We start from the raw sequence: 20,397 nt of genomic DNA, 5'->3' as shown, positions 1-20,397 counted from the left end.
TGCTCAGGCCTGCAGCGAAACCTTCTGCCTCACCTGCTTGTGCTGATACGGTCAGACGGCAAAGCTGTCACCGACTAATACAAAAAGGCCCTGCAAAGCGTCGTTAACGCTTCTTGCAAGGCCAGATAGATGCGGCGTTCACGACCACCAGCCGCAGACCTTTTCACTGAAAAAAGGTCTGCTCGGCAGTCAGTTAAAACCGCTTAGATGCGCTTGAACAACGCCGAACGCACCTTGCCAGTAGCACCATCTGCGGCTGTCAGGAACTGTTCCATGTGAATATCGCGCTCGAAGAGGCGACTTTGCATCAAAGTGGAAATGGCCGCCTCAATCATGGGGGGCGGGCCACACAAGTAGGCCTTGTTACCCGAGCAACGCTGCTCAAAGAACTGCCCCACGGCTTCATGCACAAAGCCCACAAAGCCGTCCCAGGCATCATCCGGCAAAGGCGCATTCAAGGCCGGAATGTAGTGGAAATTGTCGTGCTTTTCAGCTAGTTGATAGAAATGATCCGCATGATACAGCTCGGCTTTATTGCGCGCCCCCTGGAACAGATAAATAGGACGAGTATCACCCTCTTCCAGCAAATCCATAATCATGGATTCGGGGCTGGACAGGCCCGAGCCGCCAGCGATGAAAATGGCGCCTTGCGGGTCGGACTTGCGCACAAAGAATTGGCCGTAAGGGCCGGATACGTCCAAAGACTGCCCCACTTCCAGTTCCTCGTGTAGCCATGTCGTACCTGCGCCCCCCTCTACCTTGCGTACGTGCAAATCAATAATGCCGCTCATGGACGGCGGATTGGCGATGGAGAAGGCACGGGTGCTGTCAATGGACGGCACATGCAGGTTGATGTATTGCCCGGCCTGGAACGCCATTGGGCGATCCAGTTCCAGACGGATGTGCTTGATCGTGGGCGACAAGTCTTCAATCAGGACGACCTTGCCCTGATAGTCCTCCACCGGCAGGCCCTGGAAGTCCGGGTCTACGTCGATATCGGCCTCGATGACCATATCGGATTCGGGCAGGCAACAGCAAGCCAGCAGCTTGCCTTCGTCCCGCTCCGAATCCATCAAGGCAAAGCTGGACGCATCACCTGCGTCTGCATAGCCTTCCAGCACCTGCACCTTGCAGGTGCCGCACGTGCCATGTCCACAGGCAAAAGGCAACCAAACCCCTTGTCGCAACGCAGCGTCCAACAAGGTTTGTCCATCTTCCACCTCTACCACATCACCTGTGGGTTCTACGGTTACCTGATACGTCATTGCTGCCTCCGCCTCTTATACGCCCGTACCCTTGTAGCCATTCAGGCCCGGGGTCTTGAAACGCAACAAGGATTTGTGATCGAAGCCCTTGGCACCCAAGGTGTCGTCAGGATTCAGTTCAACCGCCTCGCCATTCAAATTCCATTGCACCTTGCTCCATTCGATCTGCTCAAAGTCAGGGTGCTGGGCAAAGCCGGCAGGCAACAGTTGCTGGATCATCTGGGACACGGTCATGTCGGGCTGAACCAGAAAGGCCTTGGCCGAGCAGAACAAAAGGTGCTCGTCCCAGCCTATATACAGCAACATGCTGTCGCCATAGTGCGACTGCTGGTCGCGCGCATAGCCTTGGTAGTCCGGGGTAATTGCAGTAACTGCCATATTGATCTCCAATTTTTATAGGTAGTGGCAGTGCCCACCAAGGCACTGCCCTTTTTCTCGTGTGACTAGGCCGTCACTCCTTTCCATTCGTTCCAGCGCGCTTCGTCCACCGAACCCTTGAAGTCCATATTGTCGACACCTACGTTCAACTGGTAGTAGTCGCTCAGGATCTTCTCCAGCTCCGGGCCACCGCAGCCACCTTGCAGGATCTGGTTCACTGGCAGCCAGGCCTGGATGTACTTTTCAGGCTCGTGCTCGAAAATGTCGCGGCAACCGTCCGAGCAGGTGTGATAGCGCTCGCCCTTGTACTGGCTTTGACGGTAGGTAATTTCGTCGGGTTTTTCCATGTCGGTAAAGGTCATGGGCACCTGACATACCTGGCACAGCTGCGGCAGACCGCTGGAGTAGAAGCGCTTGCCTTCGGCTTCCATCTTCTTGGCCATTTCCCAGCGTGGGCGGTAGTACTTGTCGAAGGTATCGGGGTACTTGGCGCTCAACCAATCCAGTTCCTCGTCGCTGGGGATCCAGGTGTGGAAACCGGCAGCGTGACCGAAGTTGTAGAAGATCCACCAGGCCTGGTGCGAGATGTGCTCTTTCTCTTTTTCGATCACTTCGCTGTACTTGGGCATGCGGATGCCGTAGCGGGCCAGATCCTTGAACAGTGCACCACCAGCCTGTTCGAAATAGACCTCCCAGGCTTCTTTCCAGGACATGACCTTGTTGGGCAGCATGTAATCCATCATCATGCCGACCACGGACAGCAGGCGGGTGCCGCGCCAGAACCATTTGTCGATCCACTGCTGAACGATAGGCACGTTGTCCTCGTGCTGCTCCAGCAGGAACTTGATCACTTCCAGGCCCAGTGTCATGTGGCGTGCTTCGTCAGACTGCGAGCTGAAGCCGAAAGTCACCGTAGCCATGTCGCCGTTGTAGGCCGCACCCGACATGAAGGGCACGAACAGCAGGTTGGTCAGCACGTACTCGAAAGAGAAGCTGATCGCCAGCAGGAACTCGAAGGGGCCGGCAGCACGGGCATCTTCAAAGAAGGACTTGGGCACGGACAGGTACCAGACACGGTCGTGCATATGGCTCCAGTCCTGGAAGCCATTGAAAAACTTGTTGTAATGGCTCATGGCGTGAACCTGCGTCTGGACGTGACGCAGCTCGTCAATCGACTGCATCTGACACGCAATACGTGCGCCGATGCCGCTGAATTGACGTCCCACATGGGAGTAGCCCTGGTAAGCCTGGTATTCCAGCGGGGTCACCGCGGTCAGAAACACCTTGATCGCGTTCAAGTAACGCGGGTCGGAAATATTCATCTGGCCATTGTTCTGCGCGAAGGCATCAAAAATGGCGTACAGCTTCTTTTCTTTTTCGGCCTGGTATTTCCAGTACGCGTCCATTGTCAGACGGAACGGATCTTCCCATTTGGACCAATCGGTAATCTTGATGCCCTCAAACTCCTCGTAGGGGAAGGCGTCCTTGCGATCCTGGTAGCTGAATTCCCAGTCCAGATCACGAGTCAGATAGCGATATTTGTCTTTGATATTTAGTTTTTTCGTGGCCATGTTGCCCCCTTTTCTGATTTAGCTGTTCCAGTGCAAAAACAAGCGGTCTTCATCTTCATCCACGTTGCCACCCAAGGTGATCAGATTCAGATGCAGCTCCTGCATGTCCCACTGCTGCCCATACTTTTCTTCCACGGTCTCGCGCTTGACGGTCAGCTGGCCCACGCACTCAATGCGAATCATGGCTGGCTGATAAATCACCGTGGCGTCCGGGTTGTCTTCTTCGATGGCCTCGACGATGTAGCGCGACATGTCGTTGTCTTGCAGACCGATATAAACCTTGGATGTCATCAGGCTTCTCCACCCAGGCTCAAGCCTGATTTAGTGACGCGTTTGGCAATGGTTTCCTGCGCTTGCTCCCAGACCTGATCCGCCTGGTCGGCAAAGGCAGCCTGGATGTACGGCATGAAGGCGGCTTGCACTTGTGGCAGCCACTGATTCAACCAGCTTTGCAGTTGCTGCTTGTTTTCCTCGCTTTCAGCCGCCGCGATCTTGAAGACGCTATCGCTCCAGTTGGACAGGTCTTTATGGCACTCCAGCATGAACTCCAGCAGCATATCCAGATCGCGGCCGCCCTCCTTGGCCAGATCCGCGACCAGACCCTGATACACCACTTGATGCACCACGGTATTGATCAACAAGGACTGCACCAACAGCAGTTCAAACCAGTCTTTCTGGACCAGCGTTTTTTCGCACAAGGCGCGCAGACCTTGCCAGGCCTGATCCTGCATCCACGCCTCTTTGGCTTGACTCAGGGAGTCGGCACTATTGCCATCAATCAGCAACCCGATACGGGAGACGTATTGCGCCATACCCAGCGAGTCCATCCCGGCATAGAGACAGGCTTGGGTAATGGTAGTGCCATACCCGTAAGCCGAGCCGGACATGAAGTTCAGGTTGGCGGTTTGCTCGATGTGACGCAAAGGCAGCAGCAAGCGAGTGACCTTGGCTTTGACGTCCTCGCTCAGATACTGAGCCAGTTCACGCTTTTCAAAGAAACCGTAATTGGTTTCAGCCGATTCCTGCATGCGGGCACGGTTTTGCACGTAAGCACCGTAGTAGAACTGACGAGGGTCACGGAACACATACCAGTCCTTCATTTGAATGGCGGTGTGTGTGGGGTCGTTCAGGGTCTTGTCCGGCATCCACAGGGGTCGGTAATGGAAGTTGGCCGTCGCCTGGGCGTCGTATGTGGCTTCCTGGTAGCGCGTGGCCGGTTTTTCGCCAAAGCGGCGGGCCACGTTGGCAAAGGTTTGCCGCACGGGCTGCAAACTGGCCGTTTTAATTTCTAATGTCATCCTCTTGTTCTCCTGAATAAAACCTACTGGGCTTCAGCCTGACGACTGTTGCCGACCAAAGTGTCATAACCAAAACGCCATTTCTCTTCGTTCTCGTCATTGACCCGCATCTGCTCATCGCTCATGGGCTGGACATTGTTTTGCAGACAGAACTGCTCAAACGCCGCCGGGGGCATGACCAGCTCCACAAACAGGTCCGGCTGGCCGATAGCAAAATCAAATTCCACAAAACGGGCGTTGGCCGGACTGCGTACGCGTACGTACTTTGTCAAAGTGGGCAAGCTCGTGTCTGACATCTGTTCTCCTCCTGATCAAGCTGTTGCATGAGTGTCCACAGCCTGTTCATAGCAAACCGCGTGCCAACTTTAAATTTGAAGGATTTAACCCTTTAGGATTAAAGAGATAGCTGAAACCCGGCCTAGAAGGAATGCGGCCTGCGAAGGGGTGGCGGCAGGAAAATTGATCATTTGATCAAGTGCTTAGCGCCGTTTTCATCAAATGCTGAGTTAGGGTAAAACCTTAGAAAAATCCGTTTTATCCGTCCTCTGGACACTATTATGTTTTCCTTGAGTCACTAGAAAGACAGGCGGCATACTGGTTTTAGAACACTCAAAACCACAATAAGAAATCACAGGATGGAGACAGCCATGGGGGCTACTGAACTCACACTGCCATTAAGTCAGGACCTGATCGACGCCATTCGTTTTGATGCGCGGGAAGGCAAAATATGGTTTGGCGAGCAGCGCATGCTCTTGCTGCACGCCAGCGGTTTTGGCCAGCTACGCAAGGAGCTGATTGCCTCTTTGGGCAGCGAGCGCGCCAAATACTTTCTGATGCGCTTTGGCTACCACGCGGGTATGAAAGATGCCGAGGTCTCGCAAAAAGTGCGCCCGGACCTGTCACTGAAAGAGACGTTTTTGGCCGGCCCGCAAATGCACACCATCCGCGGCATGGTCAAAGTCGTGCCCACCGCCCTGACCTTTGACCGCGATGCAGGCCAGTACTACGGTGAATTTGACTGGTTTGACTCTTACGAAGTCAGCAATCACCAGAAAGAGCATGGCCAGTCCAGCGAGCCGGTCTGTTGGAGCTTGCTGGGCTATGCCAGCGGCTACACCAGCTTCTATATGGGCAAGAGCATCATCTACAAAGAAACCCAATGCGGCGCCATGGGTCATAGCCACTGCAAGATCGTGGGCAAGCCAGCCGAGGAATGGGAAGATGATGACCCCGAGATTGACCGTTTCATGCTGCCCGATCCCGTCCAGGACGAACTGTTTGCCTTGCGATGTGAGCTGGTGAAGTTGCGCGAACAGGAGTTCAAGCACTCCAGCGCCAACTTCACCTTGCCCAACTCCATTGGTCAGTCCGCCGCTTACCAGGCCGCCTGTCATCTGCTGGAAAAGGCGGCGCAAAGCAAAGTGTCCGTGCTGCTTCTGGGGGAAACCGGCGTAGGGAAAGAAGCTTTCGCACGCGGCCTGCACGCCGCCAGCGACCGGGCGGATCAACCCTTTGTCGCAGTGAACTGTGCGTCCATTCCCCCCGAGCTGATTGAGTCCGAGCTGTTTGGTGTCGAGAAAGGCGCTTATACCGGCGCACATAAATCCCGCCCAGGTCGTTTTGAGCGTGCCCAGAGCGGCACCATCTTTCTGGATGAAATCGTGGAGCTGTCGCCACGCTCCCAAGCCGCCCTGCTGCGTGTCTTGCAAGAACAGGAACTGGAACGCGTGGGTGATGAGAACACTCGCCATATCGACGTGCGCGTGGTGGCGGCCACCAACGAGGATTTGGCCGAAGCCGTACAGAAAGGCACCTTCCGTGCCGACCTGTACTACCGCCTGAATGTCTTTCCCATTCACATTCCGCCGCTGCGCGAGCGTAAAGAAGACATTCCGCTGCTGACCGAATACTTTCTGAACAAATACTCAAGCATGTACAAAAAACACGTGCTGGGAGTGAGTGACCGTAGCCGGGAATTGCTGATGCAGTACGACTGGCCAGGCAATATCCGCGAATTTGAAAACATGATCGAACGTGGCGTCATCCTGACCGAGCACAATCACGAAATCGAAACTCACCACCTGTTCCCGCAGCAGAAAAGCGCCTTGCAGTATCTGAGCAGTTTGGATACGCAAGGTTTTATGGCGAAGGAGCCCTGTTTCAGCGCGAACCAGACGCAATATCTGGAGCATCTGCTGGAAACGCCCTTCAATCTGGATGATCTGGAAGAACAGATCATCCAGCTGACACTGAAGAAAACGAACGGAAATATTTCAGAAGCAGCACGACGACTGGGGCTGACACGGCCGGCGTTGGCGTATCGCTTAAAAAAGGTGACGATGCCAGCCTGAACAAGGCATCAATAAGCCCGCCTTGGCGAGCAGTTGAAACCTTTAATTGAGTCCGCCTAATCAATCCGAAAACCCGGGCAGAAAATTATTCGCAAGACAAAATCATCAAAATTTTATAGAAACCAACAGGCTTAAAAACCACAACCCAGCACACAAAGACAATACAGACGGCCAAGTCGCTATAATCGCCAAGACAATTTTTAAAAACAACACCAGAAAAACTGATTTTTTTAAAAATAATGCGGATTTCAGGAACAATAAAAAATCCAAAAAATTCGTGGCAAAGCGAATAGCAAGCAGAGAAATCAAGGAGCCTTATGGCTCCTTATTTTTTATTAATCAAGTAATTTTACTTTTACCGTGAGGCCTGATATGTCTACAAATAACTCAACTGCTCAAGCCATGCTTTATGATGCCAACAAAAAAAGCCTGGGCGTGACCTACCTGCTCTGGTTTTTCCTGGGCACGCTAGGTGGCCATCGCTTTTACATGGGTAAAACGGGTAGCGCCATTGCCATTTTGGTGCTGACCATTCTGGGCGCACTGCTCAGCGTGATGGGGGTTGGGCTGATCATGTTGGGGGTTGCACTGGTATGGGTTCTGGTAGACGCCTTCCTGATCCCGGGCTGGGTACGCAACAAAAATACCTTGCTAGCCACTTCCTTGTCTAACAATGCAGGTCTGCCCGGCTAAACATGATATGAGCCGTCCTGAAAAGGTTTTTTTAAAGACGGCTCAGTGATACACAAATGAAACGCACACTACTCATCGCACTTTTCCTTATCACTTGCACACTGAGTGCTTTATTCGCCTGGAATTATTTTTCCATCTGGAAACCCGTTTCCCAGAGTCTTGATAAAGACCATAGAAACAAAACAATTGAAGTCAGAGCCCATTATCAGTACGCCCTCAACCCAAATGTCCTGGTATTTGATCTACGATCGTTCTCGGCAGAGACCAGTCAAATCGATATCATGCGCGTACTTTTTCAGACAGCAGACAGCTTGCGTGAAAAATCATTTGAGCAAGTTATTCTGGCCTATCAAGGAACAGAGAAATTTGCTCTATCGGGAAAATACTTCAAGAAAATCGGCAAAGAATACGCCTGGCAAAACCCCATCGTCCTGACCCGCACCTTTGCCGAGAACGTCACGGATCTACAAGGAAAACCGGCTTTCGGCACCTGGACCGGGGGAATATTTGCGGTCATGAAAAACCAGCTGGACGACCTTGCTACCTTGCATCGTCGATGGTATTTGGACGACTGGATTGCCAACATACGCTGACAGACATTTCAGCCCCTTTACCTGACTTGACTGCAGGCTCCTGCCCCTTGCGCTGGCCTGATTTCCCCCACCCATTACAATGGGGGCTTATCTAAGGAGTCGTATGTTGGAATTTCAGCCCCGTGAACGGGCGTATTTAGAGAGTATCCATGCCCTGTCGCAAGATCAGGACAACAATGAAGTGTTTGTAGGACTGAGCCTGACCGAGTCCATCTGGTACGCAAACTATGTGAAGCAGTCCTACCAAGGGGACGTGGCACGCGGCGATGAGGCCGAAGCTCGTTACCTGAGCCTGCATGAGCAGCACGAGCAGGCACGTTGTGCCGTTCTTGCCGCGGAGTCGCTACTGCACTCGTTTGACACAGCGGCACAGTAGGACCCCGTATAGCGACACGCCTCTAGCTGGCGCATCGCCCATAAAAAGCCCGCCCATGTTTCAACAGGCGGGCTTTTTTATTACATGTGGATTCGCGCGTTTTTCAGGCTGCCCTCACGCCCCAGCAAGCTCGGCGACAACCGGGAAAGACGCTATAGACGCAGTTCTTTGGATAAAAAGGTTTGCACCCGCTGTGGCCTGCCGTCCAGATCCCCAAAGAATACATCCGTGGGCACGTCTTCCAGAATCTGGCCCTGATCCATGAAAACCATCCGATCCGCCACCTTGCGGGCAAAACCCATCTCATGGGTCACGCACATCATGGTCATGCCCTCTTCCGCCAAGCTGACCATCACGTCCAGCACCTCGTTGACCATTTCAGGGTCCAAGGCCGAGGTAGGCTCATCAAACAGCATGCAGACCGGATCCATGCACAAGGCCCGCGCAATGGCGACACGTTGTTGCTGCCCGCCCGATAAACTGGCTGGATAGCGATCCGCCATCGCTTTCAAGCCCACGCGATCCAGATACAGCAAGGCCCGCTCATTGGCTTCATCACTATTCCTGCCCAGCACTTTACGCTGCGCCAAGGTCAGATTGGCCAAGACATTCAAATGTGGGAACAGCTCGAAGTTCTGAAAAACCATCCCGACCCGACTGCGCAAGTCTGGCAGATTCGTCGCCGGGTCGCCAACGGAAATCCCATCCACAACAATCGTGCCCTGCTGAAACGGTTCCAGGCCATTAACGGTTTTCAACAAGGTGGACTTGCCCGAGCCTGAAGGCCCGCACACCACCACAACTTCCTGACGGTCCACCTGGGCCGTGCAGTTCTTGAGCACCTGAAACGTGCCATACCACTTGGAAACACTATCGATACGGATCATTTGCCATCCAGTCGCAGATGTTTGTCATAACGTCGGGCCACACGATTCGCAATCAACTCCAGCGTTGCGCAGATCACGTAGTACATCAGCCCGACAAACAAGAAGATTTCAGTGGGGTGCACCATGACCCGATTACTGACCTGAGTGGCCACAAAAGACAGTTCCGCCACGCCAATAACGTAGGCCAGCGATGTATCCTTGATCAAGGCAACCCACTGATTAATAAAAGAAGGCAGCATCACCGGCAAGGCTTGCGGCAGGATGATGGACTTCATGATTTGGGCAGTTTTCAGGCCCAGGGCCTTGCCCGCTTGCCATTGCCCCGCGGGCAAGCTGCTGATGCCCGCAAACACCGAGTGCGCCAGATACGCACCGCCAATCAAGGACAAGGCGCAGACCACGGTAAACAGGCCCGGCACATCCACCTTGAACAAAATGGGCAGTAAAAAATACACCCAGAAAATCAGCATGATGACGGGGATAGCGCGGAAAAAGCCCAGGAACAGCAGCAAAGCGGTATGCGCGACACCGCGCGTCAAGACCAGAGCTATACCAAAAGCCAGCCCCAGAACGGCCGACAAGCTTGCCGAGAGCACGCTTAGCAAGAGCGTCAACGCAGCACCGCCTAAAGGGCCATGCGGATACGCCCCCACCAGGAAGTACAGCAGATTGTCATGGATTACGTCGAAGTTCATTACAGCCCACCTCGTACTTGCAGACGGTGGCGTTGTAACCACTGCCCACCCACTTCAACCAGCATGACCAGCAAGACATACAACAGCGTCGCAATCCCAAAAGACTGGAAGGTTTTGAAGGTTTCAGTCTCCACCTGACGAGACGCATAGGACAGCTCTGCCAAGCCAATGGCCATGGTCAACGAGGTGTTCTTGATGACATTCATGTACTGCCCGATCAGCGAGGGAAAGGTATTACGCAAGGCCTGCGGCATCACTACATAGCGCCAGACCTGCATGGAAGACATGCCCAAGGAGGCTGCTGCGGCCCACTGCCCTTTGCGCACTGCCCTCACACCAGAGCGAAATTCTTCTGCAACAAAAGCCGTGGTGTAAATCGTCAAACCTACAAAGGCGGACAGCATCTCGAAACTGGGCCAATGCACATCGAACAAGACCAGTTGCAAGACGTGCTGGGTGTTCAACCATTGAACCAGCTCCGGCGGCATCAATGCCGAGGCACCGAAATACCAGAAAAACAGTTGCACCAACAAGGGCGTATTACGGAACAGACTCAGGTAAGCACGTACCGGCCAGGCCAGCCAGGCAAAGGGCGACAACCTGGCAATACAAACCAGAAAACCCAAAACAGTTGCAGCGAAGGAGACGACTAAAGAGAGCTGGATCGTGACCCAGAACCCTTGCAGCAACCAACCCACATAGTGGGGTGCCAGCCAGAAATCAGAAGACGGCATAGCAAACACCAAAAAGCAGGATCAGGCGATCCCGCTGTTAAAAACACAAACAGGAAAAGGCCAGCCTGAATATTCAAGGCTGGCCTGCAAGCAAGTGATGACTTACTGTTGCTGACCGATGCGGTACAAACGCTCCAGCGGTGTTTTTGACTGAGGACCAAACCAGACGTCATAAATGGCTTGTGCCTTGCCCTGGCTTTCCAGCTCCAGCAAAGTTTCATCCACAAAAGACTTCAGTGCTGTCTCGCCTTTGGGGATACCAATGCCGATCAAGTCCTCGGAAATGCTGAAGGCCGGGATTTCATAGTTTTCCTTGTCCGGCACATTGGCCAGCAAACCAATCAGCTTGGGACCATCCTGAGTGATGGCCTGCACATTGCCGTTACGCAAAGCGGTAAAGGCGAAGGGCGTATCGTCATAGGCAACCAGCTTGGCCTGAGGGTATTTTTCACGCAGGACGATCTCATTGACCGTACCTTTATCCACGCCAATACGCAGCGAGTTCAACTGCTCGGGCGAGGACAAGACGCCTTTTTTAGCCAGGAACTGCTGGCCTGATGCAAAGTACGGAATGCTGAAATCAACCTGCTTGGCGCGCTCTTCCGTGATGGTGAAGTTGGCCAGAACCAGGTCTACTTTATTGGACGTCAACAGCGGCACACGATTGGCCGGGTTGGTTGGCAAAACTTCCAGCTTCACGCCCAGCTTGTCAGCCAGAGCCTGGGCAAAATCCACATCCAGACCGGTGATCTGGCGGGACTTCTGATCCACAAAACCAAAAGGTGGATTGCTGTCGAAAGACGCTACTTTCAAGACACCCGTTTTCTTGATGTCATCCAGACGATCAGCCTGGGCCACTCCAGCCACCAACGCCAGGGTAAGGGTCGCGGCAATGCTTAAAAACGACTTCATGATAAAAACATTCCGATAAAAAAATGGCACGTCCGATACATACCGTCGTGCCATTCGACCACAGCCGCAAGCTCTTCAAAACGATCTAATTTCCCCATGCTTATAACTAAAAACGCTAAGAGGATATGCTGTTTTATGCAGGCGCAGAAGCATCGATCATCGAATGCACGCTACTGCTTGGTGGAAATCACCTTCTGGACCGCAAAGCCCTGGGATGCCGCGTAATCCAGCAAGTCACTGACAAGCTGCGGATCAGCCTGTTTTTCTCGGGACAAGACCCAGAGATATTTCCGATCCGGCGTACCGACCAAAGAGTACTGGTAATCCCCTTCCAGCTTCATGATCCAGTAGTCACCCCACACCATAGGGAACCAGGACAGCCATTTCGGAGCAAAACGCACTTCCAGTATCGCCGGATCAGCAGGCTCCACACTCGTCGACAAGCGCCCCTGCCCGATGGCTTCCTTCACCTCACCGTCCGTACCCTGACAACGATTGGTAACAGTAATCGTCTTGTCCGCTTCCATCACGTAATTAGCTTGCACATCTCCGGCACATTCACGCTGAAAGTTATTGGGTAGACGCGCCTGCTCGTACCAGGTGCCCATGTACTTACCCAGGTCTACATCTTCCTGGGTCGCCAGATCGGCATTGGAAGAAGCGCAAGCGACCAATAACGTAGACAGCGACAGGAAAAGAATTCTTTTCATCACGAAGTTCTCCTTATAGATGACCCAAGATCGAGTTTCTGGAATCGTCCTTTGATAGATCGACAGGTCCAGTTTGCAGCAAGCACCGCCCCTGGCCCTGCTTATGCATCCGGCCAGGCATAGCATCAGGAAAACAGCTTAACCACCTCTTCGCCCGTCATCTCTCGCGTTTTGTTAGCGAATGCGTAGTTGTCAGGCTTGTCATCAATAAAGACCTGCAGCTCGAACGGCCAGCTCCCGCTGTCCTTGAACAAGCCAGCAGAAACAGCATGGAAACCACCGGCCTTGAGCTTGTAAAACAAGTGCGTACCGCATACATCACAGAAACTGCGCTCCGCCCATTCCGAAGAGGCATAGGAACGCACATGCTCCGCGCCTTCAATCACTGGGGCTTCATGGGACTCCAGCGACAAGAAGGGGCCACCGGTCCAACTGCGGCAGATGCCGCAATGGCAAGCGCTGATCGAAGGCTTTTGCTGCTGAAAACTGATCGAGACGGCACCGCACAGACAGTTGCCGTGAATCGTGGATTTATTGTTTGCCATACGAGCCTCTGTAGGTAGATGGATAAGCAATTCTAACGGCTGAATCGTACCGTAATGGAAATTCGATATGAGGCTTTCCCAAGGCCAGGTGCAACAAAACCTGGGCCCCAGAAACAACATTGCCCGCTACAAAGCGGGCTTATCCGTGCAGTCCGCCATAACGGACCTTTACACATTTACTGCTGCTTGATGCTCATGTTTTCTTCAAGGCTAATCGTGCAAGACTTCCCTTTGCCAATCGTCCTGATACGGCCTTTAATTGTCACCGTGTCACCCATATTGAACACATTCAGTTGCTCGGTGCGGCGGTTGATCAAGGAAGAAAAGACGATAGGCCCGCTGCTGACTCGAACGTCAAACTGCTTGGCACTGCCCCATACTTTTGAGTTCATGCCACTCATGGCCTCGGCCAGTGTGTTTTGCTCCATGGCCACCAATTTGCCAGTCACCTCAACGGTTTTCCCACTGTACTTGTTCACAGCACGCGCATGATTGGAACGCATCTCTGAACAAATTTGTGCCGGAGTGTCAGCAATCGGGCCTGCACCCATCGCTTCATTGACACTGGCAAACGCATCATCAATGCCTTTAGTCATGGAGTTCATCGTTTCACATCCGGCCAAGCCCACTGACAGGGCAGCTATAAATACGATCTTCTTCATTTCCCGCTTCCTTTATTACCAAAAAAAATAAGCGGCGAGTATAGCAGGGAGGGTCAGCATATTCCGGACAAAAAAGCATAAAGCCAGACGATGGACACTTTAAATAAAATTTAATTAATTTTAAAGAATTTTTTTCCGCCCATTGCCGTTGGAGACTGGGCTCAACACTCCCTTATCAAACACACAAAAAGCCTCCTCAAAGGCAAGCCCTTGCTTTCCGGCGTAACGCCCCAAAGTAGGAGTGTGGTGTGTAAATACACCCACTCAACTTTTCATGAATTTATCAAGATGACAAAAAGCGCTATTAATCCCTCCACCGTATTCAATTCCTTGCAATACGGTTTCAGCCAGGGCCTGGTGGTCACAGGCAACCGCCGTGTCATGCTCTCTGGCCAAGTAGGTGTAGATGCTCAGGAACAAACCGTAGCTGGCGGAATGCGCGAGCAAACAGAAGCCGCCTTGGACAATATTGAACTGGTCCTGGCCGAGGTTGGCGGCAAGATTGACCAGGTAATCATGCTGCGGATTTTTATCCGGGAAGATGCAAGCTCACCACAAGAGCAAGACGACATAGCCGCTGCGCTGCTGAAACGATTTCCCGTCAATCCACCACCCTCTTCCTGGATCTTGATCAGTGGATTGGCCAAGCCTGAGTGGCTGATCGAGATTGAGGCTGAAGCGATGCTGGATTGATTGCTGCTGTTTAGTCGCCTCCCGTACGGAGTCGACATAAAAAAAGACCTCGGATCTTGACGAGGTCTTTAGGCTCCCTTTTCGCTGGGGAGCTTTTTTTTGATTCATAAGCCTACAAGTTGCGCGTAAAAACTTAAAGAAAGTCTCTGCTTACTCCTCGACAACCGGAGCATCAGCCATCCCTTTTTTCACAGACTCAATACTGTGTTGTGCGCTCTGCTTACTGCTGTAGCCTTCGGAGCTAACGCAAATAATGTTCCCATTCGCGGCCTTGAATCGCCACCGCCATTCACCACTTTTGTCCTTGTAAAGCACAAATTTCATGATGACCCTCTTTAGGTATGAGCGCACGTCGCGCAAACCGTATCCTAAAACTGGAGTTGATCAGCAGGTATTGGGGTTTACGTGGCAGGCCAACAAGTGACTGAATTGCCATCAAACCACACCTCTTTTACTGACAGCGCAAGAGATATGCCATCAAGTCAGACAAGAACCCAAGCAAGGAAAAAAGTGCAGCTCATCAGGTTTTGTGTGGTGGACAGATCGACCGGCATTCCTCATCCAAAGCGGCGAACGGATGTCCCGCATTGACCTAACAGAGATCAATACGAGAGCTTGACTTATGCGCTAAGCTTTTCCGACCAAAACGACAGTCTTGCAATCGGCGTGCCGAATGTTCGGAGAGAAAAAAGCATCATGTATTACGGTGAACGTTTCAATGCCTGGTCACATCTGATCGGTGCAGTTCTGGCTGTAGGCGGCGTATCCTGGCTAATTGTCATGGCGAGCTTTACCGGGGACCCTTGGCGCATCACCAGCACGGCCATTTACGGCGCCACACTTATCCTGCTGTACCTGATTTCCACCTTGTACCACTGCTTCAAGGGACGGGCCAAAAACGTCTTCCGCAAGCTGGATCACTTTTCCATCTACCTGTTGATTGCTGGCAGCTACACGCCCTTCTGCCTGGTAACGCTGCGAGGCCCTTGGGGATGGAGTCTGTTCGGCGTGGTCTGGGGTTTGGCATTGATTGGCATTCTTCAAGATATCCGCCCACGCTCGCCGGCACGCATACTATCGCTGGTGATCTATGCCGTTATGGGGTGGATTGTGTTGCTGGCACTGGGTCCGCTGGCAGACAATCTGGGCTCGGAAGGCTTTTCCTGGCTGGCGGCAGGAGGAGCAATTTATACCGCCGGGATCGTGTTCTTTGTGTTTGACGAACGCTTCCGGCATTGGCACGGCATTTGGCATTTGTTTGTGCTGGCCGGCAGCGCAGCGCATTTTCTGGCCATCTCCCAGTATGTTGTGATGTAAGGCAAAGCACCGGGCGCGAACACACAAAAAGCCTCTACCGAGGCTTTTTAATCGACTGACATAAGCTCTGTTATATCTGATGAAGTCTGATTACATCTAAAGATACAGACCTGTGGCGAAGATCTTTTCCTGCTCCTAGAATAAAGCAACGCAACTAGAAGCGAGGCTTGAATGATCACACTAGAGACGGGACTATATCTTCGTGTTCAAGAGCTGAAGGATGGGCCCAAGCCCTCCCCGCTTCAAAGCGGATTCAATATGCAGACCGCTTACCGTGCCCTGGGGATGTTCAACCCGTCAGAGACATCAGACGCCTTCTTTATTTTGGCTAACGACAGGGACGAAATCTGGTTTATCTGTAATCGCCATTTACGGGCCGTTGGGGTCAGCCCTGAGCCTAGAGAGCTTAGACGCGCGCTGGATTCAATATAGGCATTGATAGTGCAGGCTACAGCCGTAGAAAACAAAAAAGCCCCAAAGCATTGATCTTTGGGGCTTTTCTTGGCACAGCTTGGAGCTGTGTGCATGTATTCTGGTAGGCAGTACTGGATTCGAACCAGCGACCTCTACGATGTCAACGTAGCGCTCTAACCAACTGAGCTAACCGCCTGCGGTGAAGAAATGAAATAATAGATCTTCCCTATGGGGCTGTCAACACTATTTTGCGTTTTTCTATAAAAAAGATGATCTTTTTTATATGTCTTAGCTGGAAAAATAGCTCCCCAAGGCTGGAAAATCTTGTAATTCATTGTTTTATAAGTACTAAACAAAAAAACTGGCGAATTTCCAGAAACCTAGGCCATTCTTGGCAATGCAGAGCTACGAAACATATAGATACACCCAATCTGTCTCCAGCCAGCATCAAGCCAACCCACTGTCGCACGATTTTTCTATTCAAGTTCTTCGGGCAAAAATAAAATAATTGCTTTACGCCTGCAGATCATCAATCTCGTCTGAAGTTGATCTGCAGCTGCTACGGGACACCTACGCACATGACTTGCTCTTCTCTCCCGCCCACCCCGACTCCACTACTGGATTTACCCGGCGTTCAGGAAACTACGCTGGAAGCGGTGCTTTATACGCCGCCCAATGACGAGATTTTTGATGAAAACCCCTGTTTAAGCTGCGGCGTGTGCTGTTCGCACTTTCGGGTGTCTTTCTATAGTGGTGAGTTAAGTGGCGAGACTGGCGGTACGGTGCCGGTCGAGTTGACCACCAAGGTTGGGCCGCTGCGCGCCTGTATGAAAGGAACCGAGCAAGGTGAAGGTCGCTGTATTGCCTTACGTGGCACCTTGGGCCAGCCTGGGATTCATTGCGCTATTTATCCGGATCGCCCTACCCCCTGTCGTGACTACCAAATCTGGGAACTGGATGGCAGCCCAAATGTGGATTGCCAGCGTTTGCGTAGCAAACACGGTTTGCCTTTGCTGCCTAACCGCCCGCTGCCTGCTCCACCCGCCCTGCCGGAGCATGATGAGGCGGCCTGACACCCGTAGCTGAGCCTCTCTTGGAAAGCCTTCACTGCTGATGCGTGAAGGCTTTTTTGTTGGCCACCAATTGACACATAAAGCTTCTTTCACACGTTCAGAGATATTTTATTGCTTGAATAACTTTAGACATATTCGTAGATCTCTCATTGTGTTTTTACCTATAGAAACCCCTGCTCCAGACCTGTAGCCTTGAGGTGTTGGCTATCGGTTTTTTAACTCTTAAAAACACAAGAAAGCTATATCCAACACCCCAAACATAGTCATAACAATACTGGAGCAAAGAGACATGCGTTTTAGTCGTTCACGTTTAGCAGTTGCCTCATTGGCATGCCTGGCTGGGATCAGTACCATCAGCCCGATAACATTGGCGGCCTCACCTGCCGCCGACCTGCTAGTCGTGAATGGGCGTATTTATACGCAGAACCCGGAACAGGTTTGGGTTGAAGCCATTGCGATACGTGATGGGAAAATTGAAGCCGTGGGCAGTACAGAGCAACTGCAATCCAGACGTGGAGACAAGACTCAGCTGATTGATCTTGGCGGGAAAATGGCTATGCCCGGTGTCAATGAAGCACACTCCCATCCTGTATGGGGTGGCTTGAAGCATCTGTTCCAGTGCAACTTCCCTTTCACGGTAACGCCGGATGTATTGGCAAACACCTTGAAAGCCTGCGTGGCGCGTAGCGAAACGCTGTGGATTCAGGGAGGCCAATGGGACAGTGATTTCTTCAAGACTCACAAAATTGCTTCGCCGCGCGCATGGCTGGATGCCGTCTCTGGCGACAAGGCTATTGTGTTGACCGACGACACGGGGCACAACGCCTGGGTCAACTCCAAGGCGTTGGGCCTCTTGCAGATTGATGCCAACTTTACGCCTCCTGGCGGCATGACCGTCAGGCACGAGCTTGATAGCCGCGAACCCAATGGGGTTTTAGTCGAGGCCAATAGCTATATCCGCTCTTTTGTACCGGACTGGACAGAGGATCAGTATCTGAAAGCAGCGCGGTATGCCATCCAGGAGTCCAACCAATTCGGGATTACGGGTTTAAAAGATGCCGATGCCAGCGAGGCTGTTGTGCGCTCGTATTACAACCTGGCCAAGCAAGAGGGTTTGAATGCCCATATCGCCACCGCCATCCGTATCTCGGGCAAGGACAGCAAGCATGTTTTTGATTTTGCTGAAATTGACCGCATCAGCAAGCAGTATGCCCTCCCTGATCTGAAGACCAACTACGTCAAGATCTATACCGACGGGGTTCCTACCGCGGCACATACAGCCGCCATGCTGGAGCCCTACGCGGATACTCACCAGGATGATCCTTTGTCCTTGGGGGCCTTGGTCGTTCCTGAAAATGAACTGAATCGCGTCGTCTCTCACCTGGATGCAGCCGGTTATGGTTTGAAGATGCATACCGCGGGTGATCGGGCTATTCGCGTGGCGTTGAACGCTATTGAAAAAGCACGCAACGCCAATGGTCCTCAAGGTTTGATGCACGAGCTTGCACACTCGGAGTTTGTGGACGATCAGGACAAACCGCGCTTCAAGGCTCTGAATGTAGCCGCCGACTTTTCTCCCTATATCTGGTACCCCTCCGGTTTGACTGACGCCATCAGCTCGGTAGTGGGTGAGCGCAGCAGGAACATGTTCCAGGCCCGTATGTTGTTGGATCATGACGCCACTATTATTGCCGGCTCAGACTGGCCCTCTGGTGTGAAGGACAACAACCCTTGGCCCGCGATTGAAGCTCTGATGACGCGCGCCAATCCCTTCGGACAGCGGCAGGGTGAACAACTGGGCGCTGAACAAGCCTTGAATCTGACCGAAGCACTGCAGATTTTTACGCAAAACGGTGCCAAGGCTTTGGGCCGCGAAACAGAAACAGGGTCTTTGGAAACAGGGAAATCTGCTGATCTGATTGTGCTGGATCGGGACTTGTTCAAGATTGAGCCTGGCGAAATCAGCGACACCAAGGTGTTAATGACTATTTTCCAAGGACGTCTGGTGTACACAGCTGCAAAATAAGCTGCCCGGCAGGCTGGCTAAATACGCTACCATGCACGGTTTGTAGGGCCGCCCGGCCCTGCGCTTTCGGGAGTCGAAGCAAATGAAATACCGCAAGCTGGGCAATACAGACCTGGATGTCAGCCTGATTGGCTTGGGCACCATGACATACGGGGAACAGAACAGCGAGGCCGATGCGCACGCTCAACTGGACCTTGCCTTGGAACTGGGTGTGAATCTGGTGGATACCGCCGAAATGTACCCTGTGCCCCCAATGGCGGCTACACAAGGTTTGACCGAGCAATATATCGGCACCTGGCTGGCTAAAACCGGCCGCCGCAAGGACATTGTTCTGGCCAGCAAAATTGCTGGCCCCCAACGTGACCCCAAACGCCCTGGTCATATCCGCAATGGCGGTACCAGCCTGGATCGCAAAAATCTGGAGCAAGCCCTGCATGACAGCCTGCGTCGACTGCAAACGGACTATCTGGACCTGTATCAGTTGCACTGGCCAGATCGCAGCACGGTGACATTTGGGCAGCGCAGCTACCCGTGGAAAGAAGAAGACACTATCCCAATCGAGGAAACCTTGACGGTATTGGATGACTTTGTGCGTCAAGGCAAGATACGTCACATAGGTGTTTCCAATGAAACGCCTTGGGGTGTTTCGCGCTTTCTAGAGTTGTCGCGCTCCCGCTCTCTGCCTTTGATTGCCACGATCCAGAACCCCTACAACCTGCTGAATCGCGTGTTTGAAGAGGGGCTGTCCGAATTCTGCCGTTATGAAGGCCTTGGTCTGCTGGCCTATTCACCTTTGGCGATGGGTGTGTTGACGGGCAAATATGACAACGGAGCTCGTCCCGAGAAAGGACGATTGACACTGTACGACCGTTTCACCCGCTACGATGCCCCCCGCGCTCGTGAAGCCGCGTTGGCCTACAACGAACTGGCTCGCGAATACGGTTTGACGCCTACCCAACTGGCCTTGGCCTGGGTGAACCAGCAAGCCTTTACCAGCAGCAACCTGATCGGTGCGACCACGCTGGAACAACTGCGCGAGAACATCGCCAGTGCAGATGTTCAATTAAGTGATGAGTTGGTCGCCAAGATCAACGCTATTCATCACCACACCCCGAACCCTGCGCCTTAACTGGCTTTCACCCCGCCTTGGGCCCAGGCGTCCAAGGCGGAGTACCCCTCTTTTTTCTTTCCCTACCCTGTTCTT

Annotated in this window: 24 protein-coding genes and 1 tRNA gene; 10 read left to right on the top strand and 15 right to left on the bottom strand. The window is 52.7% G+C overall.

Going from position 1 to position 20,397, the window contains the following annotated elements; genetic code table 11:
- Positions 1-203 precede the first annotated feature (203 nt).
- The 6 genes from U2949_RS09810 to U2949_RS09785 all read right to left on the bottom strand — a co-directional run bounded on the left by U2949_RS09810 (position 204) and on the right by U2949_RS09785 (position 4,808).
- Complete coding sequence (locus U2949_RS09810) at positions 204-1,265, bottom strand: NADH:ubiquinone reductase (Na(+)-transporting) subunit F (RefSeq protein ID WP_321287435.1); 1,062 nt, start codon at positions 1,263-1,265, stop codon at positions 204-206.
- A gap of 15 nt (positions 1,266-1,280) precedes the next feature.
- On the bottom strand, positions 1,281-1,643 hold the full coding sequence (locus U2949_RS09805; protein WP_226348816.1) for a phenol hydroxylase subunit P4: 363 nt from the start codon (positions 1,641-1,643) through the stop codon (positions 1,281-1,283).
- Between the two features lie 65 nt (positions 1,644-1,708).
- Positions 1,709-3,214: an aromatic/alkene/methane monooxygenase hydroxylase/oxygenase subunit alpha gene (locus U2949_RS09800; protein ID WP_021446663.1), complete on the bottom strand. Its 1,506-nt coding sequence runs from the start codon at positions 3,212-3,214 to the stop codon at positions 1,709-1,711.
- Positions 3,215-3,232: 18 nt separating this feature from the next.
- A complete protein-coding gene (locus U2949_RS09795) occupies positions 3,233-3,505 on the bottom strand; it encodes an MmoB/DmpM family protein (protein ID WP_003800437.1) in 273 nt (90 codons plus the stop codon).
- Entirely contained in the window at positions 3,505-4,512 is a 1,008-nt protein-coding gene (locus U2949_RS09790) for an aromatic/alkene monooxygenase hydroxylase subunit beta (protein ID WP_257723065.1), read from the bottom strand. The genes U2949_RS09795 and U2949_RS09790 overlap by 1 nt, the downstream gene beginning before the upstream one ends.
- Before the next feature lie 23 nt (positions 4,513-4,535).
- The gene (locus tag U2949_RS09785; protein WP_009454452.1) at positions 4,536-4,808 is read right to left on the bottom strand and encodes a phenol hydroxylase subunit; all 273 of its coding nucleotides are present in this window, start codon (positions 4,806-4,808) and stop codon (positions 4,536-4,538) included.
- Positions 4,809-5,159: 351 nt separating this feature from the next.
- Between U2949_RS09785 and U2949_RS09780 the strand changes: the two genes are divergently transcribed.
- The 5 genes from U2949_RS09780 (at position 5,160) to U2949_RS09760 (ending at position 8,525) form a co-directional block, all read left to right on the top strand.
- On the top strand, positions 5,160-6,863 hold the full coding sequence (locus U2949_RS09780) for a sigma 54-interacting transcriptional regulator (protein WP_321287432.1): 1,704 nt from the start codon (positions 5,160-5,162) through the stop codon (positions 6,861-6,863).
- A 46-nt stretch (positions 6,864-6,909) separates the two neighbouring features.
- Positions 6,910-7,227: a hypothetical protein gene (locus U2949_RS09775; protein WP_257723067.1), complete on the top strand. Its 318-nt coding sequence runs from the start codon at positions 6,910-6,912 to the stop codon at positions 7,225-7,227.
- Between the two features lie 8 nt (positions 7,228-7,235).
- Positions 7,236-7,556, top strand: coding sequence for a TM2 domain-containing protein (locus tag U2949_RS09770; RefSeq protein ID WP_026482708.1), 321 nt, complete (start codon positions 7,236-7,238; stop codon positions 7,554-7,556).
- Positions 7,557-7,612: 56 nt separating this feature from the next.
- Positions 7,613-8,149 (top strand): hypothetical protein, encoded by a 537-nt coding sequence (locus tag U2949_RS09765; protein ID WP_321287428.1) that lies wholly within the window; start codon positions 7,613-7,615, stop codon positions 8,147-8,149.
- A gap of 103 nt (positions 8,150-8,252) precedes the next feature.
- Positions 8,253-8,525, top strand: coding sequence for a hypothetical protein (locus U2949_RS09760; protein WP_321287426.1), 273 nt, complete (start codon positions 8,253-8,255; stop codon positions 8,523-8,525).
- Between the two features lie 152 nt (positions 8,526-8,677).
- Here the strand turns inward: U2949_RS09760 and U2949_RS09755 are convergent, their stop codons facing one another.
- From U2949_RS09755 to U2949_RS09725, 7 genes are all read right to left on the bottom strand, one after another.
- On the bottom strand, positions 8,678-9,412 hold the full coding sequence (locus U2949_RS09755) for an amino acid ABC transporter ATP-binding protein (protein WP_026482711.1): 735 nt from the start codon (positions 9,410-9,412) through the stop codon (positions 8,678-8,680).
- Complete coding sequence (locus tag U2949_RS09750) at positions 9,409-10,107, bottom strand: amino acid ABC transporter permease (RefSeq protein WP_203144728.1); 699 nt, start codon at positions 10,105-10,107, stop codon at positions 9,409-9,411. Before U2949_RS09750 ends, U2949_RS09755 begins: the two co-directional genes overlap by 4 nt.
- On the bottom strand, positions 10,107-10,841 hold the full coding sequence (locus tag U2949_RS09745; protein ID WP_257723069.1) for an amino acid ABC transporter permease: 735 nt from the start codon (positions 10,839-10,841) through the stop codon (positions 10,107-10,109). The genes U2949_RS09750 and U2949_RS09745 overlap by 1 nt, the downstream gene beginning before the upstream one ends.
- Positions 10,842-10,943: 102 nt before the next feature.
- Positions 10,944-11,753, bottom strand: coding sequence for an ABC transporter substrate-binding protein (locus U2949_RS09740; RefSeq protein WP_026482714.1), 810 nt, complete (start codon positions 11,751-11,753; stop codon positions 10,944-10,946).
- A 170-nt stretch (positions 11,754-11,923) separates the two neighbouring features.
- Positions 11,924-12,463 (bottom strand): lipocalin family protein, encoded by a 540-nt coding sequence (locus U2949_RS09735; protein WP_257723070.1) that lies wholly within the window; start codon positions 12,461-12,463, stop codon positions 11,924-11,926.
- 125 nt (positions 12,464-12,588) lie between these two features.
- On the bottom strand, positions 12,589-13,008 hold the full coding sequence (locus U2949_RS09730) for a GFA family protein (protein ID WP_257723071.1): 420 nt from the start codon (positions 13,006-13,008) through the stop codon (positions 12,589-12,591).
- Between the two features lie 176 nt (positions 13,009-13,184).
- Positions 13,185-13,613, bottom strand: a complete 429-nt coding sequence (locus U2949_RS09725; protein ID WP_203144732.1) for a hypothetical protein — start codon at positions 13,611-13,613, stop codon at positions 13,185-13,187.
- Between the two features lie 345 nt (positions 13,614-13,958).
- Between U2949_RS09725 and U2949_RS09720 the strand changes: the two genes are divergently transcribed.
- Entirely contained in the window at positions 13,959-14,363 is a 405-nt protein-coding gene (locus U2949_RS09720; RefSeq protein ID WP_026482717.1) for a RidA family protein, read from the top strand.
- A gap of 150 nt (positions 14,364-14,513) precedes the next feature.
- Here the strand turns inward: U2949_RS09720 and U2949_RS09715 are convergent, their stop codons facing one another.
- Positions 14,514-14,687 (bottom strand): YegP family protein, encoded by a 174-nt coding sequence (locus U2949_RS09715; protein WP_021446666.1) that lies wholly within the window; start codon positions 14,685-14,687, stop codon positions 14,514-14,516.
- Positions 14,688-15,059: 372 nt separating this feature from the next.
- On the opposite strand from U2949_RS09715, the gene trhA reads away from it, so the two are divergent.
- Complete coding sequence (trhA, locus tag U2949_RS09710; protein ID WP_009454498.1) at positions 15,060-15,680, top strand: PAQR family membrane homeostasis protein TrhA; 621 nt, start codon at positions 15,060-15,062, stop codon at positions 15,678-15,680.
- 533 nt (positions 15,681-16,213) lie between these two features.
- Here trhA and U2949_RS09705 read toward each other — a convergent pair.
- Positions 16,214-16,290, bottom strand: a tRNA-Val gene (locus U2949_RS09705).
- A gap of 460 nt (positions 16,291-16,750) precedes the next feature.
- On the opposite strand from U2949_RS09705, the gene U2949_RS09700 reads away from it, so the two are divergent.
- The 3 genes from U2949_RS09700 (at position 16,751) to U2949_RS09690 (ending at position 20,322) form a co-directional block, all read left to right on the top strand.
- Complete coding sequence (locus U2949_RS09700; RefSeq protein ID WP_035267876.1) at positions 16,751-17,167, top strand: YkgJ family cysteine cluster protein; 417 nt, start codon at positions 16,751-16,753, stop codon at positions 17,165-17,167.
- A 289-nt stretch (positions 17,168-17,456) separates the two neighbouring features.
- Positions 17,457-19,193: an amidohydrolase gene (locus U2949_RS09695; RefSeq protein WP_321287413.1), complete on the top strand. Its 1,737-nt coding sequence runs from the start codon at positions 17,457-17,459 to the stop codon at positions 19,191-19,193.
- Positions 19,194-19,275: 82 nt separating this feature from the next.
- Positions 19,276-20,322 (top strand): NADP(H)-dependent aldo-keto reductase, encoded by a 1,047-nt coding sequence (locus tag U2949_RS09690; RefSeq protein WP_257723081.1) that lies wholly within the window; start codon positions 19,276-19,278, stop codon positions 20,320-20,322.
- Positions 20,323-20,397: the final 75 nt, after the last annotated feature.

This window comes from Alcaligenes phenolicus (genome assembly GCF_032063905.1).
Taxonomy (GTDB): Bacteria; Pseudomonadota; Gammaproteobacteria; order Burkholderiales; family Burkholderiaceae_B; genus Alcaligenes; species Alcaligenes phenolicus.
The sequence above is the reverse complement of the archived record's forward strand: the minus strand, read 5'-3'. Positions and strand labels throughout refer to the sequence as shown.

Excerpts from the sequence above, each read along its gene's own strand:
- U2949_RS09810 (WP_321287435.1), bottom strand. The coding sequence starts at position 1,265 with ATGACGTATCAGGTAACCGTAGAACCCACAGGTGATGTGGTAGAGGTG.
- U2949_RS09805 (WP_226348816.1), bottom strand. The coding sequence starts at position 1,643 with ATGGCAGTTACTGCAATTACCCCGGACTACCAAGGCTATGCGCGCGAC.
- U2949_RS09800 (WP_021446663.1), bottom strand. The coding sequence starts at position 3,214 with ATGGCCACGAAAAAACTAAATATCAAAGACAAATATCGCTATCTGACT.
- U2949_RS09795 (WP_003800437.1), bottom strand. The coding sequence starts at position 3,505 with ATGACATCCAAGGTTTATATCGGTCTGCAAGACAACGACATGTCGCGC.
- U2949_RS09790 (WP_257723065.1), bottom strand. The coding sequence starts at position 4,512 with ATGACATTAGAAATTAAAACGGCCAGTTTGCAGCCCGTGCGGCAAACC.
- U2949_RS09785 (WP_009454452.1), bottom strand. The coding sequence starts at position 4,808 with ATGTCAGACACGAGCTTGCCCACTTTGACAAAGTACGTACGCGTACGC.
- U2949_RS09780 (WP_321287432.1), top strand. The coding sequence starts at position 5,160 with ATGGGGGCTACTGAACTCACACTGCCATTAAGTCAGGACCTGATCGAC.
- U2949_RS09770 (WP_026482708.1), top strand. The coding sequence starts at position 7,236 with ATGTCTACAAATAACTCAACTGCTCAAGCCATGCTTTATGATGCCAAC.
- U2949_RS09765 (WP_321287428.1), top strand. The coding sequence starts at position 7,613 with ATGAAACGCACACTACTCATCGCACTTTTCCTTATCACTTGCACACTG.
- U2949_RS09760 (WP_321287426.1), top strand. The coding sequence starts at position 8,253 with ATGTTGGAATTTCAGCCCCGTGAACGGGCGTATTTAGAGAGTATCCAT.
- U2949_RS09755 (WP_026482711.1), bottom strand. The coding sequence starts at position 9,412 with ATGATCCGTATCGATAGTGTTTCCAAGTGGTATGGCACGTTTCAGGTG.
- U2949_RS09750 (WP_203144728.1), bottom strand. The coding sequence starts at position 10,107 with ATGAACTTCGACGTAATCCATGACAATCTGCTGTACTTCCTGGTGGGG.
- U2949_RS09745 (WP_257723069.1), bottom strand. The coding sequence starts at position 10,841 with ATGCCGTCTTCTGATTTCTGGCTGGCACCCCACTATGTGGGTTGGTTG.
- U2949_RS09740 (WP_026482714.1), bottom strand. The coding sequence starts at position 11,753 with ATGAAGTCGTTTTTAAGCATTGCCGCGACCCTTACCCTGGCGTTGGTG.
- U2949_RS09735 (WP_257723070.1), bottom strand. The coding sequence starts at position 12,463 with ATGAAAAGAATTCTTTTCCTGTCGCTGTCTACGTTATTGGTCGCTTGC.
- U2949_RS09730 (WP_257723071.1), bottom strand. The coding sequence starts at position 13,008 with ATGGCAAACAATAAATCCACGATTCACGGCAACTGTCTGTGCGGTGCC.
- U2949_RS09725 (WP_203144732.1), bottom strand. The coding sequence starts at position 13,613 with ATGAACTCCATGACTAAAGGCATTGATGATGCGTTTGCCAGTGTCAAT.
- U2949_RS09720 (WP_026482717.1), top strand. The coding sequence starts at position 13,959 with ATGACAAAAAGCGCTATTAATCCCTCCACCGTATTCAATTCCTTGCAA.
- U2949_RS09715 (WP_021446666.1), bottom strand. The coding sequence starts at position 14,687 with ATGAAATTTGTGCTTTACAAGGACAAAAGTGGTGAATGGCGGTGGCGA.
- trhA (WP_009454498.1), top strand. The coding sequence starts at position 15,060 with ATGTATTACGGTGAACGTTTCAATGCCTGGTCACATCTGATCGGTGCA.
- U2949_RS09695 (WP_321287413.1), top strand. The coding sequence starts at position 17,457 with ATGCGTTTTAGTCGTTCACGTTTAGCAGTTGCCTCATTGGCATGCCTG.
- U2949_RS09690 (WP_257723081.1), top strand. The coding sequence starts at position 19,276 with ATGAAATACCGCAAGCTGGGCAATACAGACCTGGATGTCAGCCTGATT.